General features: G+C 52.8%; 25 protein-coding genes. 16 read left to right on the top strand and 9 right to left on the bottom strand.

Annotated features, from left to right (window positions below; all coding sequences use genetic code 11):
- Positions 1 to 290 precede the first annotated feature (290 nt).
- A complete protein-coding gene (locus tag JRI89_04325; GenBank protein MBW2070461.1) occupies positions 291 to 2,072 on the top strand; it encodes a DUF89 family protein in 1,782 nt (593 codons plus the stop codon).
- Between the two features lie 51 nt (positions 2,073 to 2,123).
- On the opposite strand, the gene JRI89_04320 is transcribed toward JRI89_04325, so the two are convergent.
- Positions 2,124 to 2,942 (bottom strand): DUF2279 domain-containing protein, encoded by an 819-nt coding sequence (locus JRI89_04320; protein ID MBW2070460.1) that lies wholly within the window; start codon positions 2,940 to 2,942, stop codon positions 2,124 to 2,126.
- A 253-nt stretch (positions 2,943 to 3,195) separates the two neighbouring features.
- Between JRI89_04320 and JRI89_04315 the strand changes: the two genes are divergently transcribed.
- Together JRI89_04315 and JRI89_04310 are read left to right on the top strand one after the other, a co-directional pair.
- Entirely contained in the window at positions 3,196 to 3,897 is a 702-nt protein-coding gene (locus JRI89_04315) for an arginine N-succinyltransferase (protein ID MBW2070459.1), read from the top strand.
- A 16-nt stretch (positions 3,898 to 3,913) separates the two neighbouring features.
- The gene (locus JRI89_04310; GenBank protein ID MBW2070458.1) at positions 3,914 to 4,171 is read left to right on the top strand and encodes a hypothetical protein; all 258 of its coding nucleotides are present in this window, start codon (positions 3,914 to 3,916) and stop codon (positions 4,169 to 4,171) included.
- A gap of 56 nt (positions 4,172 to 4,227) precedes the next feature.
- On the opposite strand, the gene JRI89_04305 is transcribed toward JRI89_04310, so the two are convergent.
- A complete protein-coding gene (locus JRI89_04305) occupies positions 4,228 to 5,463 on the bottom strand; it encodes an LL-diaminopimelate aminotransferase (GenBank protein ID MBW2070457.1) in 1,236 nt (411 codons plus the stop codon).
- Between the two features lie 8 nt (positions 5,464 to 5,471).
- Positions 5,472 to 6,299 carry a MipA/OmpV family protein gene (locus JRI89_04300; GenBank protein ID MBW2070456.1) on the bottom strand — a complete coding sequence of 276 codons (828 nt, stop codon included), beginning with the start codon at positions 6,297 to 6,299 and terminating at the stop codon, positions 5,472 to 5,474.
- An 864-nt stretch (positions 6,300 to 7,163) separates the two neighbouring features.
- Here JRI89_04300 and JRI89_04295 point away from each other — a divergent pair.
- The 10 genes from JRI89_04295 to JRI89_04250 all read left to right on the top strand — a co-directional run bounded on the left by JRI89_04295 (position 7,164) and on the right by JRI89_04250 (position 16,706).
- Positions 7,164 to 7,988, top strand: a complete 825-nt coding sequence (locus JRI89_04295; protein ID MBW2070455.1) for a ParA family protein — start codon at positions 7,164 to 7,166, stop codon at positions 7,986 to 7,988.
- Positions 7,989 to 8,590: 602 nt separating this feature from the next.
- Positions 8,591 to 9,466 carry a ParB/RepB/Spo0J family partition protein gene (locus tag JRI89_04290; GenBank protein MBW2070454.1) on the top strand — a complete coding sequence of 292 codons (876 nt, stop codon included), beginning with the start codon at positions 8,591 to 8,593 and terminating at the stop codon, positions 9,464 to 9,466.
- A gap of 56 nt (positions 9,467 to 9,522) precedes the next feature.
- Positions 9,523 to 10,131: a paraquat-inducible protein A gene (locus tag JRI89_04285; GenBank protein ID MBW2070453.1), complete on the top strand. Its 609-nt coding sequence runs from the start codon at positions 9,523 to 9,525 to the stop codon at positions 10,129 to 10,131.
- Positions 10,128 to 10,763 (top strand): paraquat-inducible protein A, encoded by a 636-nt coding sequence (locus JRI89_04280; protein ID MBW2070452.1) that lies wholly within the window; start codon positions 10,128 to 10,130, stop codon positions 10,761 to 10,763. The genes JRI89_04285 and JRI89_04280 overlap by 4 nt, the downstream gene beginning before the upstream one ends.
- On the top strand, positions 10,756 to 12,420 hold the full coding sequence (locus JRI89_04275; GenBank protein ID MBW2070451.1) for an MCE family protein: 1,665 nt from the start codon (positions 10,756 to 10,758) through the stop codon (positions 12,418 to 12,420). The genes JRI89_04280 and JRI89_04275 overlap by 8 nt, the downstream gene beginning before the upstream one ends.
- The gene (locus JRI89_04270) at positions 12,417 to 13,046 is read left to right on the top strand and encodes a membrane integrity-associated transporter subunit PqiC (GenBank protein MBW2070450.1); all 630 of its coding nucleotides are present in this window, start codon (positions 12,417 to 12,419) and stop codon (positions 13,044 to 13,046) included. Before JRI89_04275 ends, JRI89_04270 begins: the two co-directional genes overlap by 4 nt.
- Before the next feature lie 173 nt (positions 13,047 to 13,219).
- Positions 13,220 to 14,506: an alpha/beta fold hydrolase gene (locus JRI89_04265; protein MBW2070449.1), complete on the top strand. Its 1,287-nt coding sequence runs from the start codon at positions 13,220 to 13,222 to the stop codon at positions 14,504 to 14,506.
- A 32-nt stretch (positions 14,507 to 14,538) separates the two neighbouring features.
- Positions 14,539 to 15,282: a VacJ family lipoprotein gene (locus JRI89_04260; GenBank protein ID MBW2070448.1), complete on the top strand. Its 744-nt coding sequence runs from the start codon at positions 14,539 to 14,541 to the stop codon at positions 15,280 to 15,282.
- A 202-nt stretch (positions 15,283 to 15,484) separates the two neighbouring features.
- Entirely contained in the window at positions 15,485 to 16,009 is a 525-nt protein-coding gene (locus JRI89_04255) for an NYN domain-containing protein (protein MBW2070447.1), read from the top strand.
- Between the two features lie 247 nt (positions 16,010 to 16,256).
- A complete protein-coding gene (locus tag JRI89_04250; protein MBW2070446.1) occupies positions 16,257 to 16,706 on the top strand; it encodes a universal stress protein in 450 nt (149 codons plus the stop codon).
- 243 nt (positions 16,707 to 16,949) lie between these two features.
- Here the strand turns inward: JRI89_04250 and plsY are convergent, their stop codons facing one another.
- The 3 genes from plsY to JRI89_04235 form a co-directional block, all read right to left on the bottom strand.
- Positions 16,950 to 17,549 carry a glycerol-3-phosphate 1-O-acyltransferase PlsY gene (plsY, locus tag JRI89_04245; protein ID MBW2070445.1) on the bottom strand — a complete coding sequence of 200 codons (600 nt, stop codon included), beginning with the start codon at positions 17,547 to 17,549 and terminating at the stop codon, positions 16,950 to 16,952.
- A gap of 207 nt (positions 17,550 to 17,756) precedes the next feature.
- Positions 17,757 to 18,347 (bottom strand): class I SAM-dependent methyltransferase, encoded by a 591-nt coding sequence (locus JRI89_04240; protein ID MBW2070444.1) that lies wholly within the window; start codon positions 18,345 to 18,347, stop codon positions 17,757 to 17,759.
- Positions 18,348 to 18,462: 115 nt separating this feature from the next.
- Positions 18,463 to 19,578, bottom strand: a complete 1,116-nt coding sequence (locus JRI89_04235) for an NADH:flavin oxidoreductase (protein ID MBW2070443.1) — start codon at positions 19,576 to 19,578, stop codon at positions 18,463 to 18,465.
- A 437-nt stretch (positions 19,579 to 20,015) separates the two neighbouring features.
- Here JRI89_04235 and JRI89_04230 point away from each other — a divergent pair, with 437 nt between their 5' ends.
- Positions 20,016 to 20,441, top strand: coding sequence for a hypothetical protein (locus tag JRI89_04230; protein MBW2070442.1), 426 nt, complete (start codon positions 20,016 to 20,018; stop codon positions 20,439 to 20,441).
- A 17-nt stretch (positions 20,442 to 20,458) separates the two neighbouring features.
- A complete protein-coding gene (locus JRI89_04225; protein ID MBW2070441.1) occupies positions 20,459 to 20,743 on the top strand; it encodes a hypothetical protein in 285 nt (94 codons plus the stop codon).
- Positions 20,744 to 20,889: 146 nt separating this feature from the next.
- Here the strand turns inward: JRI89_04225 and JRI89_04220 are convergent, their stop codons facing one another.
- A complete protein-coding gene (locus tag JRI89_04220) occupies positions 20,890 to 21,321 on the bottom strand; it encodes a hypothetical protein (GenBank protein ID MBW2070440.1) in 432 nt (143 codons plus the stop codon).
- 557 nt (positions 21,322 to 21,878) lie between these two features.
- Between JRI89_04220 and JRI89_04215 the strand changes: the two genes are divergently transcribed.
- On the top strand, positions 21,879 to 22,304 hold the full coding sequence (locus tag JRI89_04215) for a DUF3842 family protein (protein MBW2070439.1): 426 nt from the start codon (positions 21,879 to 21,881) through the stop codon (positions 22,302 to 22,304).
- 223 nt (positions 22,305 to 22,527) lie between these two features.
- On the opposite strand, the gene JRI89_04210 is transcribed toward JRI89_04215, so the two are convergent.
- Positions 22,528 to 22,752 (bottom strand): hypothetical protein, encoded by a 225-nt coding sequence (locus JRI89_04210; protein ID MBW2070438.1) that lies wholly within the window; start codon positions 22,750 to 22,752, stop codon positions 22,528 to 22,530.
- Positions 22,742 to 23,104 (bottom strand): RNA polymerase-binding protein DksA, encoded by a 363-nt coding sequence (dksA, locus tag JRI89_04205; protein ID MBW2070437.1) that lies wholly within the window; start codon positions 23,102 to 23,104, stop codon positions 22,742 to 22,744. The genes JRI89_04210 and dksA overlap by 11 nt, the downstream gene beginning before the upstream one ends.
- Positions 23,105 to 23,236: the final 132 nt, after the last annotated feature.

Here is a 23,236-nt window from a genome sequence, read left to right as displayed (position 1 = left end):
CACTGGCGCTGGCGGTCGGCGGAAAAGTGACAGATCATTGATGGCGGATGAGTTGAGCTAAAGACGCGCTGTCAAGGAACAGTGGTGTGGATATCGTTAAAATCGTGTATAGTAAAGCTTCGCTTCGTGCCCTGTGATAGCGAATGGGGGCAGCCATCGAGAGTTTACCATGGAAGGGAATAAGCGTTGCCATGGGGATGATGACTTGCTCATATGGGGTTCGTTCCCCCTGGGGATGCAGAAGAAGTTAGTCATGGAATGTGCGGCAAAACAGATGGGGGGTATCAACAATGAGTGAACCAATCCCAATTGTCAGCAATGATCCGGTGGCCCATGCCTGGCTCACTCACTTTTTTACTGAAAATCACCTCGACTTTGAAACTACGCCGGAAGATGTTGCCTCGCCTGAACAGATCAGGTTTATGGTTCATCTGGAGGAAAATGGCATCTATGTCCCCTGTTCTCTCGAGCTGTTCGAAGCCGTTGCCAGCAAAGAGAAAACACCATACTTGCTCCGTCGCTACCAGGAGGTATGGTCCATTGTGGAAAAACTGGTAAAAGATCACATCCCAGATGATGAAAAGAGGCAGTTTCTTCTTGAACTGCTCCGCCTGAAATTCAATCACGACACCCACGATGGCATCCTGTTGCCTTCCAGATTGAAGAAGAGGTTGTGCAAGATCTTCATTGATAAGAGCAAGATTGACGCCCCGTACTACCACAAGAAGGTGGAGAAGAACCGGCGTGTGGCGGAATTGCTGGCAGATCCCGGCTTCTGGCGTGCCTTCAACTGGATTGACGAGCAGACCATTCTCAGCTTTGAAAGCCTTGAGGACCTGAAGGGAGCTGCTGCCAGGCTGCAGTTGTTGCGTTTGCTCAAGCTCTGCGTGGCTAAAGAACTGTGGGAGGACAGGGCGGAGGAAAAGGAAGAGTCTCATGTCAGCTACCGAACCATTCTCAACAGGCCTCTCACTGGCGATGGTGTTGAACCGCTGCAACAGCAGCTGCAACGACCGCAGGAGGCGCCGGGGAGCTGCAGCAGGCCTCCTTTGAAGATTCTCTGGCTCAGCAACGAAGCAGGAGAAATCGTTGTGGACCTGAAGATCATTCGCTTTCTCCTCGGCTGGGGGCACAAGGTCATCCTGGTGGTCAAAGATGGTTTCTACCTGAATAAGATCAGCCGCCATGACGTGGAAAATGATCCTGTGCTTACAGAGGAACTGAGAGACGCACTCTTTATCAAGGATCCGGTTATCTCCAAAAAGAAACTGCTTGAAAATCTCAAGACAGATAGACAATTGTTCATCATATCTGACGGTACCCGGGAGCGGCTCAATCTTATGCTCACCTCCACCACCTTTGCCCGCATGTTCAAGGAAGCTGATCTGGTAATAGCCAAAGGAGAAAAAAAGTGGCGCCGACTGCTTGCCACACCCTATCAGTTTACCAGAGATATATTCAATGTGAGGCTTTCAGAGGATGGCAGCAGAGTGATAGTGGACTTCAAACCAAGACACCCCGAGGCGGTTACCTTCAGCGAACAGGATCTCAATGACAAGGCTGATGAAATCATCAGGCAGATGAAGGCTGCCAGGAGACGCGGTGAGAAGGTCATATTCTACAGCGCCATTGTTGGTAGCATTCCCGGGCAGATGGAAACTGCTATAAGGATACTCAAAGTATTTGTTGATCATCTGCGGCAGAGCTATCGCAAAAGTTTTATCATCAACCCGGCCGAGCACTTTGTACCGGGCATGGACGCCGACGACCTGATGTACATGTGGGAGAGAGTCCAGAGAAGTGGTTTGATTGACATATGGCGATTCCAGACAGTGGAAGATATCGAAACAAGTTTCCGGATTCTGGATCAGGCAGTGCCTCCAGAGTGGCTTGGCAAGGATGCGACCTACAGCACCGGCTGTACCAAAGAGATGAACATCGCTCTTGATGTCCAGAAAACACATCCGGAAATGCAGATCATCGGGCCGAGCAAAGAACGGTTCCTGCGAAGATCTGAATATGGCATAGGCAAGCTCTACGATCGGAGTCTCCATGACATCAGTCTGCCGTAAGCGGGAAAACCTGGCTGAAAGCAGTTTTAAATGGATCTGCTGACACCGGTGTCAGCGTTTCAGTCTTTTACTAGTGCTCACATAGGTATAGGGGGTTTGATAGTAGCGGAAGAAAGTTGACAGCTTCTTGAAAGAAAACTGCGAGGCAATTTTTGATAGATTCAGGCCCAGGGCCACATAGATATTGCGGCTCCTGTATTTTGGAGCTTTTGAGTAGCCATCCACGTAATAGCCAAAGTGCAGCTCCAGGTACTTCAGGTAATTATTTTTTATAAAATCGAAGCCATCCAGTTTTACTGCCAGGAGAAATTTCATGTGATCATAGTCTGTAAAGATGTCTGATTCCTGCGTATTGGGGCGATACTCCAGCCGCAGATCAATTTTTCGGGAAACTTCAGGATATCTTTTTGTGAGAAAGCCGACGCAATTCCCCAGAGTGTTCATAATAAAGTCTTCATAGGAAAGACCATAGGTGCTGCTGAAGGCATCCCCTAATTCCACGAGTCCCAACAATCCGAAAGAGGAGAGCGAACCGTACAACGCGGCCTCATCATATGGATATCCCAATTTTTCATAGACATATGAGAAGGAATGCGAAAGAACATAGGCACTGTAGAAATGTCCTAGCTTGTCTGCGCCTCCGTTGCTGGTGTTCTGGCCAAACCAATCCTCCGAGCCAAATTTTGGCTTGGTCTGAAAGTAGTCCCAGAAGATGACGCCCCAGGCGGTCATAAAAAGAGCTGCACCTGCATTGAGCGCAATTGCCTTTTCTTGCCTGGTAAGATCTTTGCCGACATCGAGGTCAAAGGCGCACGCTGCAGGTACGTGCAGGAGAAAAGCGATTATGAAAAAAAGGATTGCGGGCCTCAACTGTTCCCTTCCGCAAGGTAAGAATCAGAATTACCGGCAGCACGAAAAAGCATGATATGATAACATGCTGAAAAATGTCCAGTACGAGGATGGCTAACCGCTCCACTCGGGCCTGAAGAGTTATTGTGCGGCCCCAGGGAGGGTTGCAGGCAAAAGGTAAGCATCTGTTGGCAGGGCCAAACTCTGCGAGGTGAAAGGCGGCCATTATAGGCTATGCATCACATTGGCCTGGAGAAATATTCGAGGAAACTTTATGGATATGTTCGCAAAGCAGGACCAGGATTCGGTGAAGAAGGCCCGCTTGAAGAGGCCTCATGTAGTGCTGACTATTTTGATCGCCACCCTGGCATGTACTATTGCTCTGGCCTGGTGGGTCAAACGGAACATCTATGCCTCGGAATTTCAGCCCACCCGCCTCAATGAAAAGGAGCAGCAAGTACTCGCCCAGAAGCTTGCCAGGCTGGAGCAGTCAGCAGCCGGCAGCAAGTCTTCTCCGGAGAGGAAAAAGAAGCTGCGTTATCCTGTGCCACTCGAGCCGGAACCATACAGAGAGGATGATGCCAGCCGGGTGATCAACCTGTCTGAAAAGGAACTGAATGCCCTGGTGGCCAATGATCCAGAAATCGCCAGACGGATGGCCATCGACCTGGCCAATGACCTGGTAAGTGTGAAGCTGCTGCTGCCCATTGACGATGGTTTTCCGATCCTGGGCGGCAAGACATTGCGTCTCAGCCTTGGCCTCACTCTGGGCTATAACAAGGGGCGGCCAGTGGTAGCTGTGCGCGGTGTGAGTCTGGGAGGCATTCCTCTGCCAGGCGCCTGGTGGGGTGATATCAAGAACAAGAATCTGGTGGAAGAATTCAGCGGGGAGGGCGGCTTCTGGCAGTTGTTTTCCAGAGGAGTGGAATACATAAAGGTTCGTCAGGGTCACTTGCAGATCAGACTGAAAGAATGAGCGGAGGAATGATTGCATGCCCTATGAAAGGGTTGCGGTAGAGTGCTACAGCGGCTACCGCTCCAATGAACGGCCCCTGGCTTTTACCCATAGAGAGCGGCGCTGGGAAATAACCGAGATACTCGATCGCTGGTATGAAGGAGGCATAAGGGCGGGTACGCCGATCCTGGATTATTTCAAGGTGAAGACAACAGAAGGCAGGATCTTCTTGCTTCGCTACAATTCCCTCTTTGATGCCTGGGCCGTTCGAATCCCGCCGGTGAAGGTGCAATGACTGAGCAGCAAGCCAATTCGCCGCTGTGAAAACCTGCTGATCTGAATCGCTGGCAGCTACGAGGCGAAGCGGTCCTGAATACGACGCACGGCTTCTTCTACTTGCTGCCTCTGGCCAAAGGCGCTCAGGCGGAAATAGCCCTCTCCCGAAGGTCCAAAGCCGGAGCCAGGTGTACCCACTACGTGAGTCTCGCCAAGAAGCAGGTCGAAGAACTCCCAGGAGGTCATGCTGCCTGGGGTTTTCAGCCAGATATAGGGAGCGTTTATCCCGCCGTAAACCGTAAAGCCCGCCTTGGTCAAAGCATTTCTTATAATCCTGGCATTTTCCATATAGTAGGCAATGGTCTCTTTTACCTGTTTCTTGCCGGCGTCGCTGTAGACTGCTGCAGCTGCAACCTGCACAGGATAGGATACCCCATTGAATTTCGTGCTCTGGCGCCGATGCCAGAGCCTGTTGAGGCTGACCGTACTTCCATCTGCAGTGCGGGCGCTGAGCTCTCTAGGCACCACTGTGTATGCACAGCGAGTGCCGGTGAAGCCAGCTGTCTTGGAAAAGCTCCTGAATTCGATGGCGCACTCCTTGGCGCCCTCCAGTTCGTAAATGGAGCGGGGGATGTGCTCTTCGGTGATGTATGCTTCATAGGCGCCGTCGAAGAGAATTATTGCCTGGTGTTCTCTGGCATAATCGATCCATCTCCGCAGAAAGTGACGGTCGGCCACTGCCCCGGTAGGGTTATTGGGAAAACAGAGATATATGAGATCCACCCGGGTTGTGGGCAGCTCCGGCAGAAAACCGGTCTCTGCAGTACAGGGCATGTAGTAGAGTCCCTGGTAGCGCCCCAGGTCGTCTGCTTCTCCTGTACGGCCGGCCATGACATTGGTATCCACGTACACCGGGTATACCGGGTCGGCCACCGCAACCTTGTTCTCCAGAGCGAATATTTCCTGGATGTTGCCACAGTCGCACTTTGAGCCGTCGCTGACAAACACCTCGTCAGGCTGCAGAGAAATACCCCGGGCCTGGTAATCATGGCTGATGATTTTTTCTATGAGAAAATTGTAGCCCTGCTCAGGGCCGTAGCCACGGAAGGTTTCGGCCCGGCCCATCTCCTCCACGGCCTGGTGCATGGCCTCGATTACTGCTGGTGGCAGAGGGAGGGTGACATCGCCTATGCCGAGACGAATGATGGCAACCCGGGGGTTTGCCTGGGAAAAAGCCTGTACTCTGCGGGCGATTTCAGGAAAGAGGTAGCCGGATGTGAGTTTGAGGTAATGCCTGTTTGCCAGTGCCATATCGAGCCTCAATACCATGCCCCAGAGCCCACCTCTGACTGTTCGGTTGAGCCAATATTGAAATGGTAGACTGCCACTATGGCGGCGACAAACTGGTTCTCATCACCCCGATCGTCTGTAACCGGGCTGTCTGCTGCATCTCCCAGCAGCCTCTTGTAACCTGCTATTCCAAGAAGGCTCACACGCTGCCAGGGACTGTACGACAGGGTGAAGGTGGTACCCACATCCTTGAAGCCAGAGTCGGCATTGTATCTCTTCAGACCGCTGCGCTCGGCATCTTTTCTATCTACCCCGAAATAGCTGCTCATATAGTCGTCGTCAGCCCAGGTGGTATAGACACCAATAGAAAGGTTCCACACGGGGGCAAAGGGGATGCTGTAGCCGCCATTGAGTCTGACAATCGAGCCATCATTGCCGTTGTTGACATCCGTCATCGCTTCTATGCCGGCTCTCCAGTTCTCATAGTGAAAACCGAGAAAACCGCCGGCCATCAGGGATGTGCCGACGTTTTTCATTTTATCCACTTTGTTATCGTCCACATTATCCCGCTGTTTTATGTACTGGAAAATCGGTCCGAGTTTCCAGGTCGGAGAAGGAAGAAGATTTGCCTTTGCTTTGTTGCCGAGCAGATCTAGAGACATATTGTTGTCCCACTTTACCGTCAAATATGGCACAGGCACCACTTCGTAGTCATCTGAGCCCTCGTAATCAGGTACCACTCCTGCACCTGCGCCTATGGAGACGTCTGCTGCCAGGGCAGCCGGGGGTGTGAAGGCCAAGGCAGCTGTGGCAAATAGGCTAAGGATAAGTAACGACAGTGTCTTGCTGGTTTTCATGAGTAGTCCTCCTCTTGATCAAATGATGGTTCTTTGCTTTATAGCCAACTCTGCAGGAGTTTCTGAAGAGATCGTCTGATATCGCTGAAATAACAGACACATATGGGAACTGCTTGTTATCTGCTGCTGAAACTGGCGGTAGAGGCGCCCCATGCTCCAGTGAGCTGACTTCACCGAGGGGCAAGACCTCCAGAGCAAGGCTACTGTAGCAGGAGATTGTAGCAAATGCTAGGTGCGCTTCGATCATGTTTTGTAGCATATAATATAGACCCATGCCCCTAGAGGGATGGCTCGACAGGCTCTCCGCAAGGAAAAAACAGGAATGCATGCTATCACAACGAACAAGCAAATGTAAAGGCTTCAAGACATTTTCTGTCATTGCTGGCAGCTTAGATCTTTTTGTTTAAAAATACAAGTATCTTGATCCGGGTTTTTCATGAAGCGAGCCTCAGGATGACTGTGGTTGAGGATGGAGGGATGGTTCCAGTGGTCCTCTAGGATGGCTCTGCAGTGCTCAGCGCTGGCGCAATCTGTCTGATGCCTGTCCAGGCGGATTTGGCAACTCTCTGCATGATGCTAGCCGTGAGTCGTTTGATAGTGGTGCACATGGATGAGAAAAGTGTTCCACGTGAAACATTTTGGCAGGGGACTGTCTGCAGATGCGATGTACAGCTGGCCGCGGGTGAGAGAAAAAATAGGGTGGTATTCCTCTTTCAAAAACAGAGTCGGTGTGTTATTTTGGGGACGGCCAGGCGAATATGCTGGCCATTAAGGCGTGCCATTTTAATAGGATACACAATATGTTGTAATATCTATTGCCGTGACAGTTGGAGGGAACGGCGATTGATTTAGTCGAGGGCTGCAATGGCCAAGATCGTAGCAGTAGCCAATCAAAAGGGCGGCGTGGGCAAGACCACCACTGCGGTGAACATTTCGGCATCGCTGGCAGTGGCGGAACGGCGGACCCTTTTGATTGATTGTGATCCGCAGGGAAATGCTTCCAGCGGCCTGGGATTGATGCGGGAGCACATCCGCAAGAATCTTTACCAACTGCTGATCAATGAAACGGAACCATCCGAGACCGTCTACAGTACTGCCCTCAGTTACCTGCACATTATTCCGGCCCACATGGAGCTCATAGGAGCCGAGATCGAACTTCAGGAAATGCCCGGGCGGGAAAAAGTGCTGGGGGAACAGGTGCGCCCCCTTGTCAGCCTTTACGATTACATTATACTGGACTGTCCGCCATCCCTGGGATTGCTCACTGTGAACGCCCTTACTGCTGCAGACAGTGTGATTATTCCGCTGCAATGTGAATACTATGCCATGGAGGGCTTGAGCCAGCTGCTGAAGACCATCCAACTCATCAAGACCACTCTGAACCCCAGGCTGTCCATTGAAGGCATCCTGCTCACCATGTTCGATGTGCGCAACAACCTGTGTCATCAGGTGGCCGGGGAGGTGCGAAAGCACTTCAAGGACAGGGTGTTCAACACGGTGGTACCAAGGAATGTCAGGCTGAGTGAGAGTCCCAGCCATGGGGAGCCAGCGCTCCTTTATGATATCAATTGCAAGGGTGCCCGCTCTTACCTGGAACTGGCCAAGGAGCTGATGCAGCGAGAAGGAAGTGACGGTGAGCCGCGGCGCACGGGAGGTGAGCGCGCTGCGCCCCGCGGGCTGCCGAGCTGAGTGAAAACAGAGTGTTCTAAGGAAAGTTGTTTCCTGGTGATGACTTGAAATGGCGACAGTTTCAAAATTGGAGATTGAATGAAGCACTTATCGGACTCTAGAGTACCCGGGAAGAATAGTAGAGAAGAGGGTGCCGGAAGGTCCAGCTCAGAAAGAAAGGAATCTGGGGGGACTTTCAGGAGATTGCGAAATTCTCCTTGTCCTTCGTGCTTGAGGAGGCCAGCAGGAGAAGAACAAGGTCTCGGTTTCCTTCTGTTCTAGCCAGCAAGAATGTCGTAGTCCACAGAAAAGTACATCATTCAACTGCTCGCGCTGTTTCCTGAGGAAGCATCTGGCAACTTTGGCCTCATATTCCAGAGAACCAGTTCCCCACTGTTTGCGGCGGCGGTGCCGTTTCAGGCATGAAGCCAATCAGGATGGCAAACAGTTCTTCGCAGTGCATTGAGCAGAGAGTTGCTGCTGAGGCCTCACCTTGTGGCTGTATTGCTGATGGTCAGTGGGCAGAATGGTGCTGCCTGCTGTCTAGAGTGCGTCTCTATCAATAGGGAGTGAGAGGAAGAGCCTGGCTTCATGAGAATTAATCACGAAATTCTGGGGGCAACATGGCTGCTGCTAAGAAAAAAGGATTAGGCAAGGGGTTGGGTGCACTCATACCCGATGCGGATGTGCTTTCCAGGGGAGGAGACCAGTTTTTCTTCTGTGAGATCGAAGAAATTTCTCCCAATCCCTATCAACCAAGGCAACATGTGCGCGACAAGGCCCTGGATGAACTGGTCAATTCCATTCGAGAGAAAGGCATCTTGCAGCCTCTGCTTGTTCGGCGGAGTAAGCAAGGCTACCAGCTGCTTGCAGGAGAGAGACGCTGGCGGGCTGCACAGATTGCCGGCTTGCAGAGGGTCCCAGTGATCATCAGAGAGAGTGCCGAACCTGAAGCCGTTGAAATTGCCCTGATCGAAAACATCCAGCGCAAGGATTTGAATCCAGTGGAGGAGGCTGAGGCCTATCAACGACTCAGCAAGGACTTTAACCTGAGCCAGGAGGAAATAGCAAAGAAGATCGGCAAGGACCGTTCTACAGTTGCCAACATGATGCGCTTGTTGAAGCTGCCCGAAAAAATAAGAAATGATTTACTGGAAGGTACCTTGAGTATGGGGCATGCTCGTTGTCTACTGGCTCTGCGGGAACAGAGCCTGCAGCTGCAGGCACGCGATGTGGTAGTCCAGCGCGGCCTCTCTGTGCGGGAGACTGAAAAACTCGTGCAAATGTTGTTGAAAAAGGGCAGGAAACGGAAAAGCGTACCTCAGCAAGATGACCACTTTCGGGCGGTTACCGATCAACTAATCCGTTACTTCGGCACCCGGGTGAAGATCAGCCGCCGAGGAAAACGGGGGAAGATTGAGATCGAATTCTATTCGGATGAGGATCTGCAGCGGATTCTCGACCTCCTTGGTCAGCAATCTATGTTAGCCGGAATATAGCATGCAAGTGCCCCAGCAGCACGCACCTGGGGTAAATTGAAGCTGCAGGGAAAGAGATGCATTCAGATACAATAATTGCCTGCCACGAATGTGACTTGCTGCAGCGAGTGCGGCCATTGCCGCCAGGAGGGGTGGCCAGATGCAGTCGCTGCGGCGGGATCCTCCTTCAGCACAAGCGCCACAGCCTGGACCGCACCCTGTCGTTTACTATTGCTGGGATAATTCTCTTTGTAGTGGCCAACACCTATCCATTTCTAGCATTGAAAAGCGGCAGCCTGGTGCAGGAGACCACTCTTTTCACCGGTATCAGAGAGCTCTCTGCCCAGGGTATGCCGGAGCTGGCTGTGCTGGTATTTGTTACTACCATCCTGATTCCCCTGCTGCAGCTCCTGGGGATGGTCTATGTGCTGGGGCCGCTGAAGTTCAACAAGACGCCCCCGGGGCTTGCCATAATTTTTCGCTGCGTCCGCAGCATGCAACCCTGGGGAATGATGGAAGTATTCATGCTCGGCATCCTGGTATCCGTAGTCAAGCTTGCCAAGATGGCGAGTATTGTCCCTGGTCTTGCTCTTTACTCTTTCGCCATTCTGATCTTTGTGTTGGCTGCTGCTGCTGCATCCCTGGACCCTCATATTGTTTGGGAGAGAGTGGCAATAGAAAAATGAACGGCTTTTCCTTGACGGCACAAAAGGCTTGCCTTGCCGGCTGCCAGAGCTGCCATCTGGTCAGCAAGGTCCGGCCGGCTACCAGAGGCAAATACATCTGCCCGCGCTGCGGTTCAGTAATCCATCAGCGAAAACCGAACAGTATTCAAAGGACCTGGGCCCTGGTTATTGGGGCGTTTATCTTTTACATTCCAGCCAATGTACTTCCCATTACCATTGTTACCTCCCTGGGGAAGACACAAGCCGACACCATTCTGAGCGGTGTACTCTATTTCATTGCTACCGGAATGTGGCCAATAGCCGCGGTGATTTTCTTTGCGAGTATCTTTGTGCCGGTGTTAAAGCTGATTATCCTCACATATTTATTGATTTCTGTTCAGAAGAAGTCTCGCTGGCGGCCGCGAGACCGTACGCGCCTCTACCGCATTACTGAAGCGGTTGGTCGCTGGTCCATGGTGGATATTTATGTGGTCACCATTCTGGTGGCCCTGGTGAAACTTGGTGCTCTGGCAAGTATCGAGGCCGGGCCGGCTGCAGTATACTTTGCGGCGGTGGTGGTTCTCACTATGTTTGCCGCCATGAATTTTGATCCCAGGCTCATCTGGGACGCAATGGAGAAAGAGGATGAATGAGGAACCGAGAGAGGGGACCGTGTCTGCGGATGTGCCAGAGGCAGTTGTCAGCAGCAAGAGATCATTTTCCATTGTCTGGCTGATCCCCCTGGTGGCCGCTCTCATAGGAGGTTGGCTGGCGTACAAGGCTTATACAGAGAAGGGTCCGACAATTACCATCACCTTCAAGACGGCCGAGGGGCTCGAGGCCGGCAAGACCAAGATCAAATACAAAGAGGTTGAAGTTGGCACGGTGGAAAACATAACTCTGAGCAAAGACCTTTCTCACGTGGTGGTTACTGCGGAACTTGTCAAGGGCGCGGAGAAATACCTGTCAGCAAAGACCCGCTTCTGGGTGGTGCGGGCCCGGGTGGCTGCCGGTAAAGTTACAGGCCTGGGGACGCTTTTTTCAGGGGCCTATATCGGTATGGAGCCGGTGAAAGGGGAAGAGCCAGTGTACAGCTTCAAGGGATTGGAGATCCCGCCGGTGGTTACCAGCGGCGAGCCCGGGCGCAGCTTCCTTTTGCGGGCGGACCGGCTCGGTTCACTGGACATTGGTTCTCCCGTTTATTTCAGGCAGATCAAAGTGGGGGAGGTAGTGAGCTACAAGCTTGACGAGGATGGCAGGAGCGTTCATATCGAGGTTTTCGTTCACGCACCTCACGACCAGCGCGTCCACAGCAATACCCGCTTCTGGAATGCCGGCGGTATAGATCTGACCGTGGACGCCAATGGAATTCGGCTGGATACCGAGTCTTTTGTGAGCATGATGATCGGTGGCATTGCCTTTGATACGCCCATGGATCTCGAAGCGGGTGGTCCTGTAAAAGAAGGTCATGTATTCAAACTTTACAAGAATCGCCGCAGCATCTATGAAAAAAGCTATGAGGATAAGCGCTATTTCCTGCTGAATTTCAAGGGCTCGGTTCGAGGCCTTTCACGAGGTGCACCCGTGGAATTTCGGGGCATCAAGGTGGGAAAGGTTGTTGACATAGGTCTGGAATATCGGGAGCAGGATGTGGCTTTTTACATTCCCGTGCTGATTCAGATAGAGCCCCAGAGGATAAGATTCATAGGTGAAGAGACCATGGATCCGGGCAGCCGGCTCAAGAAATTAGTGGAGAAAGGGCTCAGGGCGCAGTTGAAGACCGGGAGTCTGCTCACCGGCGAGCTCTATGTGGACCTGGACATGCATCCCGATACCCCACCTGTGCAGCTGGTCAAGCTGCAGGGCCGCTATCCAGAGATTCCCACGCTGCCGTCTCCTCTGGAGCAGATCACTGGTCGTTTGACAAATATAGTTGCAAAACTGGAAAAGGTACCAATTGAGCAGATAGGCAGCGACTTGCGTGATACAGTGCAGGGGACGCGGCGGCTGATGACCGCGCCTGACCTGCTGGAAACTGTCCGGGCCCTGAAGGCGACTCTTGTGCAGACGCAGCAGTTGGCGGCGAATGTCAACAATGATCTCGCCCCCAAAGTGAGCTCCATCCTGGACCAGACGGAAAAGGCTGTGGCCGGGGTGGAAAGTGCGATCAATTCCGATTCTGCTTTACAGTATGAACTCAAACGTGCCTTGAAAGAACTGGCCAGAGCCGCCCATTCTCTCAGCATATTGGCCGATTACCTGGAGCGCCATCCAGATTCTCTGATTTTTGGCAAAGGAGAAAGCAGATGAAGCAAAGGATATGGTTTCTGGCAGTGGCTTTCGCCTTTACCCTTGTAACCATATGCTTGCCGGCGTGCAGAAGTACTCAAGCTCCCGTGAAGTTTTACACCCTGGATGCTATGCAGGGATTGGAGAAAGGCTCTCTGCAGGCGGCAGCGAATAGAGAGGTCGCCGTAGGCGTTGGGCCAGTGCGATTGCCTGCTTTGCTGGAAAGGCCGCAGATTGTGATCCGCACCAGTCCCAACATGGTGAACCTGTCTGAATCTCATCGATGGGGAGGATCTTTGCGGGAAGATTTCTTGCGAGTAATTGGGGAAAATATCTCGCAGCTCCTCGGCACTAGCAAGGTGGCGGTCTATCCGTGGGAAAGCTACTTTACTCCCGACTACCGGGTCGCCTTTGATGTGCAGCGATTCGATGGTGAACTGGCAGGAAATGTAGTGCTCTCTGTGAGCTGGACAGTGCGGGGCAGAGAGGCAACAGGGGTGCTGGCTGTGAAGAATTCCGTGGTAAGAGAGCCGGTGGCTGCCAGCAGTTATGAAGCCCTGGTTGCAGCCGAAAGTAGAGCTCTCGCCGCCTTGAGTCAACAGGTTGTCGAACAGATCAAACAGTTGGAGATTGCCAGGGCGCAATAACTGAGCAGGCAACTGGTTACAACGGCATCCTGGTGAAGGCTGCCACCCGGGTGGGTCTTGCAGGGGGCTGGGAAAGGGCAGCTTTGGCCAGGCGGCTGCGTACCTGGATAGGTGTTCAAGAACACCTCAGGAGGGTTGGTGAACAACAACCGACATGTTTCAGGGAGGGAAAGATGAGAAAATTGCTCTTGATGCTATTCATCCTGTTGTTGACCTCCACGGCTTGGGCGAGTGTTTACGACTATCCCTTCATCAATGGCTACGAGGCCACGGTGTTGGGAACGCCGAGTTTGTATAGAGCAGCCCTGCCCGAAAAGATACCCAGCAAGATGATGGAATTGACTGTGTTCGCAGAACGCAAGATCCCTGGGGTTTTCTGGTATCAGAACAAGTTCAGGTACTCGTTCTCCTCGCAAAAAGGGGAAGCCCCCCTGATTTTTGTAATTGCCGGCACCGGGGCCAGTTTTTACTCTGCCAAAATGCGGGTGCTGCAGAAAGCCTTCTATCAAGCCGGTTTTCACGTGATTTGCCTTTCTTCTCCCACCTATTTCAATTTCATCGTTACGGCCTCGAAAAGTGGTGTGCCTGGCAATCTCATAGAGGATTCTCGCGATCTTTACCGGGTGATGCAGCTTGCCTGGGAGCAGGTCAAAGACAAAATCAAGGTGTCGGAGTTCTATCTCACCGGGTACAGCCTGGGAGCAGCGCAAGCTGCCTTTGTGGCAAAGCTGGATGAAGACAGGCGAAGATTCAATTTTCGCAAGGTCTTGATGATCAACCCGCCCGTCAGTCTCTACAACTCGGTGAAAATATTGGATGGCATGCTGGAGGACAATATACCTGGTGGGTTGGATCATTTCTATGAGTTCTGGGAAGAAATGATGCGGCGCTTGTCTGAGACATACAAATTAATGGGTTACATAGAGTTTACCGAAAACTTTCTCTATGATGTCTACCGGAAAAAGGGACCTCCTTCAGAAGAGTTTCTGGCCGCGCTTATCGGCATCTCCTTTCGGATCTCTTCAGAAAACATGGTCTTTGCTGCCGATGTCATGAGCAATGCTGGTTTTATTGTTCCCAAGAACCGGGTGTTGTCAGCTACAGATCCCCTTACCGATTACGTCAAGGTGGCAGCCAGGACGAGTTTCGAAGACTATTTCGACGGCCTCTTCTACCCATATTTTGCCTCGCAACATCCTGGGATCAGCAAAGAGGCTCTTATCGAGAGTATGAGCTTGAAGAGCATTGAACTGTATTTGCAAAGAGCAAGAAAGATTGGCCTGGTTACCAATGAAGACGACATTATCCTGGCTCCCGGGGAGCTGGACTATCTTGTCAAGGTATTCGGGGCCCGGGCAAAGATCTATCCCAACGGCGGCCATTGCGGCAATATTGCCGAGAAGAACAACATCAATTACATAGTCGGCTTCTTCAGGAATGAAAGGGGGGCAGGGCAATGATCAATGGCGTACCCAGATCTGCCGTTGCTGGAATGCTTATGGTATTGCTGGTTGGTTTTCTCGGATATGGTTGCGCCTCCACACCAGTACAGAAAGAACCGGAGATTCCGCCGAAGCGGCCGGTGAGCGAGTTTGTCAAGAAGGGGGTCAAATATCCTATCGATGCCTATGATCCCTGGGAAGGGATGAACCGGCGCATTTACATATTCAACGCCCTGTTTGACCAGTATGTCTTTTTGCCCATTGTCAGAGGCTACGAATTCATAACACCCGATTTTACCCAGAAGGGTGTGTCTAATTTTTACAACAACGTGCACGAGATCACCACCCTGATCAACTCTCTGCTGCAATTCAAAATGCAGAAGTTCGGCATTACCCTGTCGCGAATACTGCTGAACACCACCATTGGAGCGGCAGGGCTCCTGGATGTGAGCACAGCCCTGGAGATCCGCAAACAGAATGAAGATTTCGGCCAGACACTTGGTTTCTACGGCATGGGTCCGGGGCCCTATCTGGTCCTTCCCGTGTTTGGCCCCTCTAGTTTGCGAGACGCCGGGGGGCTGGCCGTGGACGTGGTAAGCTACAGCTATATCACCGGCGCTGTCATGGACGAAGCCGATCTCAACTGGCAGATACAGCTGGGCGTCACGGTGCTCGATGCTATTGATACCAGGCATCAGCAGAGTTTCCGCTACTATGCTACAGGCACACCATTCGAATATGAACTTATTCGTATGCTCTATTTGCGAAAAAGGGAGTTCGAAGTAGAACACTAGCAGCACAAGGCGAAATAACCTGCAATATCCGGTGTAGGACGGCGAGTTTACTACCGGAGGCTGCTTAAGGGTCTTAAGGGTAATTGCCCGGGAGGCTGCCTGTGCCGCTGCATTGCTGAAAAGTTGCTGCCCCTTGGAGCAGATGTGCTGCTTTGGGATTGCCTGGAAACACAATGCAGATACGGTCATTGAGTACAGCACAATGGCACTGCATCTCCTCATCGACGGTTACAACTTGATCAGAAGATCGTCCCGTTTTGGTCCTCAGGACGAGCTGGCCCTGGAGCTCGGTCGAAATTCCTTGCTGGAAAGCTTGCGCCGCTACAAGCAGCTGAAGGGCTGCAGAATTACTGTGGTCTTTGATGGGGCCCACAAGGTGCATCTGGGTAGAGAACAGGGCCGGGAAAAAGGAATCAGCATCATTTACTCAGCTCCAGGCGAGACAGCAGATGAAGTAATCAAGAGCATGTGCCGCAAGTACAGGGCCAAACTCACGGTGGTAACATCGGACCGCGACCTGGCTGGCTACGTTGAGTCCTGCGATGCTGTGGCCATAGATTCTGAAGAGTTCGAGGCGAGAATGGAGATGGCTTTCCTGGTGGTAGAAAAAGGGGAAGAAGAGGAGCCGGAAAGGTGGGAGCCGAAGCGAGGAACACGCAAGAAAGGTCCTGCCAGGCGTCGATCGAAAAAAGAAAGGCGGCGGCAACAAAGATGGCGCAAATTGTAGGCTGGTGCAGTAAATTCTAGTGGACAAACAGCCTTTTTGTTTTGCTGCTTTTTTCATGCGTGGCTGGCCCGTTGCATGTTATTTAGGCATAAGGACTATATATTTGCATGTGGATGATGATATGATTAACGGGTAGAGTGCCTTTTGGCAGAGGTGGTTGCGATGACAACTGGCCATTGCTGACGTGGAGACGGAATTCAAGACTACGGTTGCTCCGGGTGGCGCCATAGAAAAAGGCTAATTTCCAATGTATCGGACGATTCTTGTTCCTCTAGACGGGTCGAAGCTTGCAGAAGCGATATTGGTGGAGATCAAGGAGCTGGCCAGGGCTTTAGGGGCGCGTATTGTGCTGCTGCGGGTGTGCAGAGCGCATGTCTTTCCGGGGAAGGATTCAACCGATGCAGAAGTAGAGGTAATGAGAGGCGCGCAGACCTATCTAACCAGGATTCAGGAAGAGCTGTGGGCGGAAGGCTTTGAGGTAGAAAGCAGCGTGCGCTATGGCGATGTGGCGCAGGAGATTCTCAACCACAGCATCCGCAATGACATTGATCTCATTGCCATGTCAACTCACGGCAGGACCGGTGTGGGCAGGTGGCTGCTGGGCAGCGTTTCTGAAAAGATAGTCCGGCACAGTGAGAAGCCGGTTCTCCTCTTTCGACCTCGACAAGCAAAGCCGACAATGACTGAGGCGGTCTAGGACTGCAAGCCGCCTGAGTTTCGAACTGACAGTTGCCACCAGGAATATGGTGGCTTTTTTGTGCTGCTGACTCCAGGTGTCAGGGGCGGTGAGCATGGTTTGCAGCCTGTTGCCCTCTGCAGCCTCCAGGCCAATGCAGGTCTGCCTTCAGTAAGGCTGATTCTGGCGGAGGTGCCTCTGATACGGCGGTTCACTCCTGGGCATGGGGCATGTCTTGCTGGCAATTTCCGGCACAGGTGGCCGTCACCACCTGTGTTCTCTGCCCTGTCGCAGGCGGCTGAGGTTTTCTCTGTGTCTTATGGTAATGAGCAGGGCGAAGAGAATAGTCAGGGCAAGAAAGGCTCGAGGATAGTTGAACAAAGCTGCCCAGAAAACCAGAGACAGAGATGCCAGCAAAGATGCCAGGGACACATAGCGCCACTTCCAGCACACGAATGAGAAGATAGCCAGGGCAGCAAGAGCTGCCTGCGGCATCAGCAGCAGAGAGACCCCAAAGGCAGTGGCTACGCCTTTGCCTCCCCGAAAGTGCAAGAACAGAGAATAAATATGGCCCAGGAACGCAGCAGAGCCTGCAAGTGCTGCCCAGGTAGCCCTGGATTCTGGTTGAGCGTACCCAAGAAGCAGTGCCAGACTCACGGGCAGGGCACCTTTGGCCATATCGAGCAGAAGAACCAGCACACCCCAGCGGACACCCAGGGTGCGGGCAACATTGGTGGCACCAATGTTGCCGCTGCCGCTTTGCCTGAGATCAAGACCAGCCCTCCAGCGGCAGATAAGATAGCCCGTGGGAATGGAGCCTATAATATAGGCGGCCACAACGAGTATGCCTTTTTGCCAGGCCATTATAATGCCTCTCCAGAACCCTCAGCGGCTCAGGTTAGAACATCTCGGTGAAGATGAGACATTTTTTCAGCAGATGAGTGAGGGCGGCAGCACGAGCCGCACAGACATGGCCCTGTTACTGGGCTATCTGGGCAGTGGCGCTCTGCTGCACTTGCCTCGAGAAGCAAGAGTACCTGGGTGGCAGCTCATTTACTTCAACAGGTTTGCTCATCTGCTGGACTCCAATCGAGTGCGCCGCAAAGTGAGGAGGTAGTTATAGGGGCCAACATTGACAAGTTGTTCCTGGCGGAAGCCAAAGGGGCTGATGATCTCAACGACCTGCTCGGGTGCAAGTCTGACAGCTGCGGGTGGTCCGGGTCCCCCTTCGATCTTCTTGAACTCAACTATGGCAAGCCATCCCTCTGCTTTGAGCACCCTGGTGATTTCGGAGATGGCAGCAGTGGCAACGTTTTCCGTCACCAGGTCGTGAAATACCGTGGCCATAAAGCAAAGATCAATGCTGTTGTCTGCAAGCGGGATTCTCTTCCCCACATCAGCCACATAGGTGTCGAGGTTGCGGAGGTTTCTGGCAGCAGCCTGCTCGCGGAGCGAGCGGATTCCTTCTTGCCAGAGGTCCAGGGCGTGCACCCGTCCCCTGTCACCAACGATTGCAGCCAGAGCCAGGGCATACTCGCCGCGACCGCAGCCAATATCGAGTACTTCCTGCCGTTCGAAGAGCGGGAGTGAGGTAAACAGCTTGTCAGAATCCAGTAGATTGAAGCTGCTTCGCCCAGCTCCCAGGGGTGGTTGTGGCGGCATTGAGACTCCGATTTTCCCAGGGTTGAAGCGTTGTTGTCAGCAAGCGAGTTTACAGATATTTTGCAATTAGGTCATGGCTTTTTTGCGGATAGAACTTTGCCAGGCTGGCATGGCTTCACTCGTACTTTTCCTTCCAGAGCTGCATCTTGCTGTGCGGCCACTGGACGCAAAATGCTGGCTTTCCTCTCATGACCAGCTGCATGCAGGTGTCGCACTCCGGGTCGCAGTGGAGTATGTCGCTCTCTCTTCCCTCTCTGACCTTGTCCGGCCATTGGGGGTCAGTCCAGAGTACCCGCGCCAGACCGATGAGGTCTGCCTGCTGCTGGGCAATGATCTTTTCAGCGAGAGCTCCAGAGGCTATTCTGCCTGCAGTAATCACCGGAATGTTGACCTGGCTCTTGACGGCTGCAGCCAGATCAACCATATAGCCCTCCTTCTTCGATTTCTCGACTATCTCTGGCAGAAAGAAAGACTCATAGGTGCCGCCCATGACAGAGAGGTAGGCCACCCCGGCATTGGCAAGCTCTCCGGCTATTTGCCTCGACTCTTCCAGACCGAGGCCGTCGGGAAGCCATTCGTCGGCAAGAAAGCGATAGCCAACAGGAAAATCGCCCACTGCTTGTTTCACTGCAGCCACTACAGCAAGTGGAAATCTCAAGCGGTTTTCCAGGGTGCCGCCATATTCATCGTCTCTCTTGTTGGTTCTGGGTGAAAGAAACTGGGCGAGGAGGTAGCCAGTGCCGCCGTGCAGTTCCACCATGTGGAAGCCAGCCTTCTTCACCCTGACGGCGGCCTGCGCATACCGGGCTACAATATCCTCGATTTCCTCTTTGCTGAGGGCTCTGGGCCTGCGGCCAAAAGTCTCCACTGCCGAAGGGGCCAGCGGCTGCGCGTCAGCACCTGCAAACCGTCCTGCGTGGTTGATTTGCAGGCAGGACAGGGCGCCTTGCCTGTTTATGGTCTTGGCCAGCTGCGCCAGGCCTGACAAATTGTCGTCGGTGTCCACGCGAAGAGTGCGGTTGCTGCCGCTGCCAGCAGGGTGGTCAATGGTAGCGTTTTCCACCACCACGAGGGCAACGCCGCTCTGGGCCATGAGACTATAGTGCTCCAGGAGAAGTCTGCTCACGCTGCCGCCTTCGCTGGCGTAACCTAGATAGAGAGGCGCCATGGTCAGGCGATTCTTGAAGCGCAAGCCGCCCACGGTCAATGGTGAAAAAAGCTGCTCGTACATGAGACCCTCCTTGTAGTTATGAAAACCTTGTTATGCTTTCAAAGTTGGATGCTCACACGGTAAAGACGAACTCGAACCTGGCCAGTATCGCACTATGAGCTGGTGGCTCCGCTATAGTCCCAAACAGGGGGCCTGTCGCCCGGTTGAGCCCATGGAGTTTCCTCTATTAACATGCCACTGTCGAAGCAGTCAAAAGAACGATGTGCCGATGTGGAGTAGCCCGGATGTTGAGCATTGCGTGTAGGATATGATACATCATAAATCTTGAGGCTACAAATTTTTTGGAATCTCCAGGCCTGGCTGGGAAGCTTGGATGGAATGCTGGAATGGAGAGGGAAATTGACAGAAACCAATGAGTTCTGTGTTACCTTTGTATGTGGACGAAGATTCGAAGGACGTTTTGCTCTTGCTCGGTCTAGGCTCTCGGAAGGAACGGTATGGCAAACATTCGTGCTCTTGGGCTGACAGAAAATCACAGGCGCGGCATCACAACCACTCTCAGACTGCTAGACCAAGCTCTCTGCGGAGTGTGCCAGTGGGCGGAAGGTCGAGAAGTGCGCTCTGTCTTTTATCAGGAAAGCAATCGGCTCACGGCAACACAGAGAGAAAATATACTGGCAACGGTGAGCAGTATGCAAGAGAAGCTTCTCCATATCAGGGAGGATCTCCAGCTGGAACCACATGTCCAGAGTGTAGCCGACAGCATCCGGGGACAATGCTTGATTCTCTGGACAAGTCTGGTAGAACTGGAAAGCGGCAGACTGGCGAGATATGGCAAGATACCCGCAGAGCTGCCAGATTATCTAGATCCCAAAAACAAGGTCCTCGTCGAGCATCTCAAGGGTATCATGGAGACTCTGTAGAGCTGAGGGGTGCAGACATGGCTTCAAGGCGAGAGGCGATAGACGGCCTGCTGGAAGAGCTGACAGATGCCAGGGCCTGGCCGGAGCAGTTCAGAGAAATGCTCGCTGAGGGATCTGACATCCTGGAACAGGTAGGCGAGGCAGACGAAAAGATCAGGGCCCTAGAAGAGCGTGCCCGCCGGCTTGTAAGGGAGCTGGGAAATGACCTGGGGTGTGGCCATCCGCAGACCACCCGGGTGTTCAGGGCCATGGCTGACATGCTTATTGACTGGTACGCATTCAGAGACGGGCTGGAATATTGAACATGTCCTGGCGGCGAGTTAGACTCTGCTCACTTGGGCAGCCTCAGTAAGCCTGTCAGGAGCACTGCCAGCCTGTGCGAGCCAGCCATATCGGCCTGTCCGAGAAAAACAGTCTGTCGATGCTGCCAGCATTGGAGTTGGCTGGCTTAGCGCCAGCCTATTGGTTCGTATCCCTTGTCGCGGAGGCACTTGTCAACGAAATTGCGGAAAAGAGGGTCAGGTTCAGCGGAACTGAGCACGCCGCGCGTTGCCCCGGTTGCTGCTCCTCCGGCAGCACCCACAGCAGCACCCCTGCCAGCATTGCCCAGCACAGCCCCGGTGGCTGCTCCGGCTGCAGCGCCAATTGCAGCGCTTCCGGCAGCTCGTTTGAGCACCCGTTCCCCCCCACCGTAATTGAGACCAGAAAGTTTCGCTTTCTGCAGACATTCATCAATGTCTTTCTGGGCCACTGTCTTGCCAACCTTCTTGAACAGTTCATTGGGATAGAGAACCGGGCGCTTTTCAGCGCATGCTGAGACAAGCAACAACAGGACAAGGAGGAGATGGCTGATCCACAATTGTGCTCTGCTCAATCTCATGTAGCACCCCATTACAATTATTTTGCCCTACGGCGATTCTGCTGGCAAGGTTGTGACAATTTCCTGCACATCATCCTGAGCTGCTCGAAAAATCTGGCGGCATCACCAGGCAGGCCCTCATGTGTGGGCAGTGCTCGACCATTGCTGTTTGCCAGTATGGTAAGAGGGGCAGTAACAAATTTTATCAGCTGTCGTCGCCGCACTCACCTGTCAATCCTACCGCTCCCTCAGATCTGCAGTCAAGAGCTTGACCTGTCTGGATGCCAAGAAATGCCCGGAGGACGGCGAAAGTCAGCAGCCACAAGGTACCCTCACAGTAATCTCCTGGTTTGCTCTTCGCTGCGAGCGGGCAGGAACATACAGACAACAGACAGCGATCACCAAGAAGCGCCCCTTGTTCTCAATGGGTACTTGTAGTATTTTCGTGTAGCCGGCAAAAAAGGTCGCAGGTAAGGCCCTGGGAAAAAGGGAGATGACTCGTTAGGTGGGATATCGCTCCTCAAAGCTGCCAGATGTGCACCTTGCTGGCTGCCCTTTCTGGAGCAGGGAGTTTCGTGATGAGAATTTGTGTTATTGATGGGCAGGGTGGGGGAATAGGGTCCGCCTTGATCAAGAAAATCAAGGAAGCATTCGAAGAACGGGTGGAAGTGATTGCCCTGGGGACCAATGCTATTGCCACGGCCCAGATGATGAAAGCGAGGGCCAATAGAGGGGCAACAGGTGAGAATGCCGTGGTGGTTACAGTACCCCATGTGGATGTAATAGTGGGGCCAATTTCTATTGTGCTGGCAAACTCAATGATGGGAGAACTAACTGCGGCCATGGCAGCTGCTGTGGCCAGCAGTGCGGCTGCCAAGTTTCTGCTGCCTTTGACCCAGGAAAACGTGGAGGTGATTGGCGTCTCACCGGAACCTCTGCCGCACCTAGTGGAGCATCTCGTGGAGAAGCGGCTGCGAAGTCTCGTAGAAAAAGAACAGGCCTAGTGCTTCGATTCGCAAATACAGTGACGCATTCTGGTAATTTACCAGGAAGCAATTATTCACTCAGCACCAGGTCCCGGGTAAATGAGTTCGTCATTTAAATCGCAGGACCTGGCTGGCCCGGCAGGTAGCACGGGGTATAATGTTGTCTTGTTGTTTGACTGCTCTTAGAGAAGATCTTGACAAAGCAAGAGTCCGGGGGAATTTGTCGAGGTGAACTTGCTGATTACCTGGATTGTTTCACGTGAAACATGGCCAGGGCATGAAGCATTTCCAGAGACTTATGGCTATGAGTACTCACCGCGGGTTGAATGATGGCTGAGGGCGGCATGGCAGCGAGGTTGTTCTCCCCAGAAAGCGCCCGGGTGCGTCCAGCAGGCAGCGTCCCCATGGTGGGGGCGGCACAGTACGGATACTCCAGATAAGAATGCGGCCAGCAGTTATAATCCACGAGCTTTCTCGAGGGCTTCCTGCTTTTTCTTGCAGTTGATGCAAAGGGTGGTCACGGGCCTCGCCTTCAGACGCTCTTCACCTATGTCATCGCCACACATCTCGCAGATACCGAACTCCCCTGAATCAATACGCTCGAGAGCACTGGTAATCTTCGAGAGAAGCTTGCGCTCCCGGTCGCGTATTCTCAGCATGAAATTCCGGTCTGACTCAAGAGAGGCTCGATCAGTAGGATCAGGATAATTTTCACCACTCGAGGTCATGCCAGTAACCGTTTTCTCGGCTTCTGCAAGAAGTTCTTGCATTCTTTCTGTGAGTATCTGCCGAAAGTAGTCGAGCTTTTCTTGATCCATCTAGCCTTGTCTCCCACGTCTATTTGGAAAACGTACGTTTAACACACCTTCTGCCACAAGTAAAGAACAAAAGTGGAGCAATTCATGTAGCATCTCTGCGGTAGTGGCCGCTCTTGCCACCACGCTTTTCCA

The sequence above is a fragment of the Deltaproteobacteria bacterium genome, from assembly GCA_019309045.1.
In the GTDB taxonomy this organism is placed as follows: Bacteria; Desulfobacterota; Syntrophobacteria; order BM002; family BM002; genus JAFDGZ01.
The sequence above is the reverse complement of the archived record's forward strand: the minus strand, read 5'-3'. Positions and strand labels throughout refer to the sequence as shown.

Bases quoted from the DNA above. Each gene is read 5' to 3' on its own strand.
- JRI89_04325 (MBW2070461.1), top strand. From the start codon at position 291: ATGAGTGAACCAATCCCAATTGTCAGCAATGATCCGGTGGCCCATGCC.
- JRI89_04315 (MBW2070459.1), top strand. From the start codon at position 3,196: ATGGATATGTTCGCAAAGCAGGACCAGGATTCGGTGAAGAAGGCCCGC.
- JRI89_04310 (MBW2070458.1), top strand. From the start codon at position 3,914: ATGCCCTATGAAAGGGTTGCGGTAGAGTGCTACAGCGGCTACCGCTCC.
- JRI89_04305 (MBW2070457.1), bottom strand. From the start codon at position 5,463: ATGGCACTGGCAAACAGGCATTACCTCAAACTCACATCCGGCTACCTC.
- JRI89_04300 (MBW2070456.1), bottom strand. From the start codon at position 6,299: ATGAAAACCAGCAAGACACTGTCGTTACTTATCCTTAGCCTATTTGCC.
- JRI89_04295 (MBW2070455.1), top strand. From the start codon at position 7,164: ATGGCCAAGATCGTAGCAGTAGCCAATCAAAAGGGCGGCGTGGGCAAG.
- JRI89_04290 (MBW2070454.1), top strand. From the start codon at position 8,591: ATGGCTGCTGCTAAGAAAAAAGGATTAGGCAAGGGGTTGGGTGCACTC.
- JRI89_04285 (MBW2070453.1), top strand. From the start codon at position 9,523: ATGCATTCAGATACAATAATTGCCTGCCACGAATGTGACTTGCTGCAG.
- JRI89_04280 (MBW2070452.1), top strand. From the start codon at position 10,128: ATGAACGGCTTTTCCTTGACGGCACAAAAGGCTTGCCTTGCCGGCTGC.
- JRI89_04275 (MBW2070451.1), top strand. From the start codon at position 10,756: ATGAATGAGGAACCGAGAGAGGGGACCGTGTCTGCGGATGTGCCAGAG.
- JRI89_04270 (MBW2070450.1), top strand. From the start codon at position 12,417: ATGAAGCAAAGGATATGGTTTCTGGCAGTGGCTTTCGCCTTTACCCTT.
- JRI89_04265 (MBW2070449.1), top strand. From the start codon at position 13,220: ATGAGAAAATTGCTCTTGATGCTATTCATCCTGTTGTTGACCTCCACG.
- JRI89_04260 (MBW2070448.1), top strand. From the start codon at position 14,539: ATGCTTATGGTATTGCTGGTTGGTTTTCTCGGATATGGTTGCGCCTCC.
- JRI89_04255 (MBW2070447.1), top strand. From the start codon at position 15,485: ATGGCACTGCATCTCCTCATCGACGGTTACAACTTGATCAGAAGATCG.
- JRI89_04250 (MBW2070446.1), top strand. From the start codon at position 16,257: ATGTATCGGACGATTCTTGTTCCTCTAGACGGGTCGAAGCTTGCAGAA.
- plsY (MBW2070445.1), bottom strand. From the start codon at position 17,549: ATGGCCTGGCAAAAAGGCATACTCGTTGTGGCCGCCTATATTATAGGC.
- JRI89_04240 (MBW2070444.1), bottom strand. From the start codon at position 18,347: ATGCCGCCACAACCACCCCTGGGAGCTGGGCGAAGCAGCTTCAATCTA.
- JRI89_04235 (MBW2070443.1), bottom strand. From the start codon at position 19,578: ATGTACGAGCAGCTTTTTTCACCATTGACCGTGGGCGGCTTGCGCTTC.
- JRI89_04230 (MBW2070442.1), top strand. From the start codon at position 20,016: ATGGCAAACATTCGTGCTCTTGGGCTGACAGAAAATCACAGGCGCGGC.
- JRI89_04225 (MBW2070441.1), top strand. From the start codon at position 20,459: ATGGCTTCAAGGCGAGAGGCGATAGACGGCCTGCTGGAAGAGCTGACA.
- JRI89_04220 (MBW2070440.1), bottom strand. From the start codon at position 21,321: ATGAGATTGAGCAGAGCACAATTGTGGATCAGCCATCTCCTCCTTGTC.
- JRI89_04215 (MBW2070439.1), top strand. From the start codon at position 21,879: ATGAGAATTTGTGTTATTGATGGGCAGGGTGGGGGAATAGGGTCCGCC.
- dksA (MBW2070437.1), bottom strand. From the start codon at position 23,104: ATGGATCAAGAAAAGCTCGACTACTTTCGGCAGATACTCACAGAAAGA.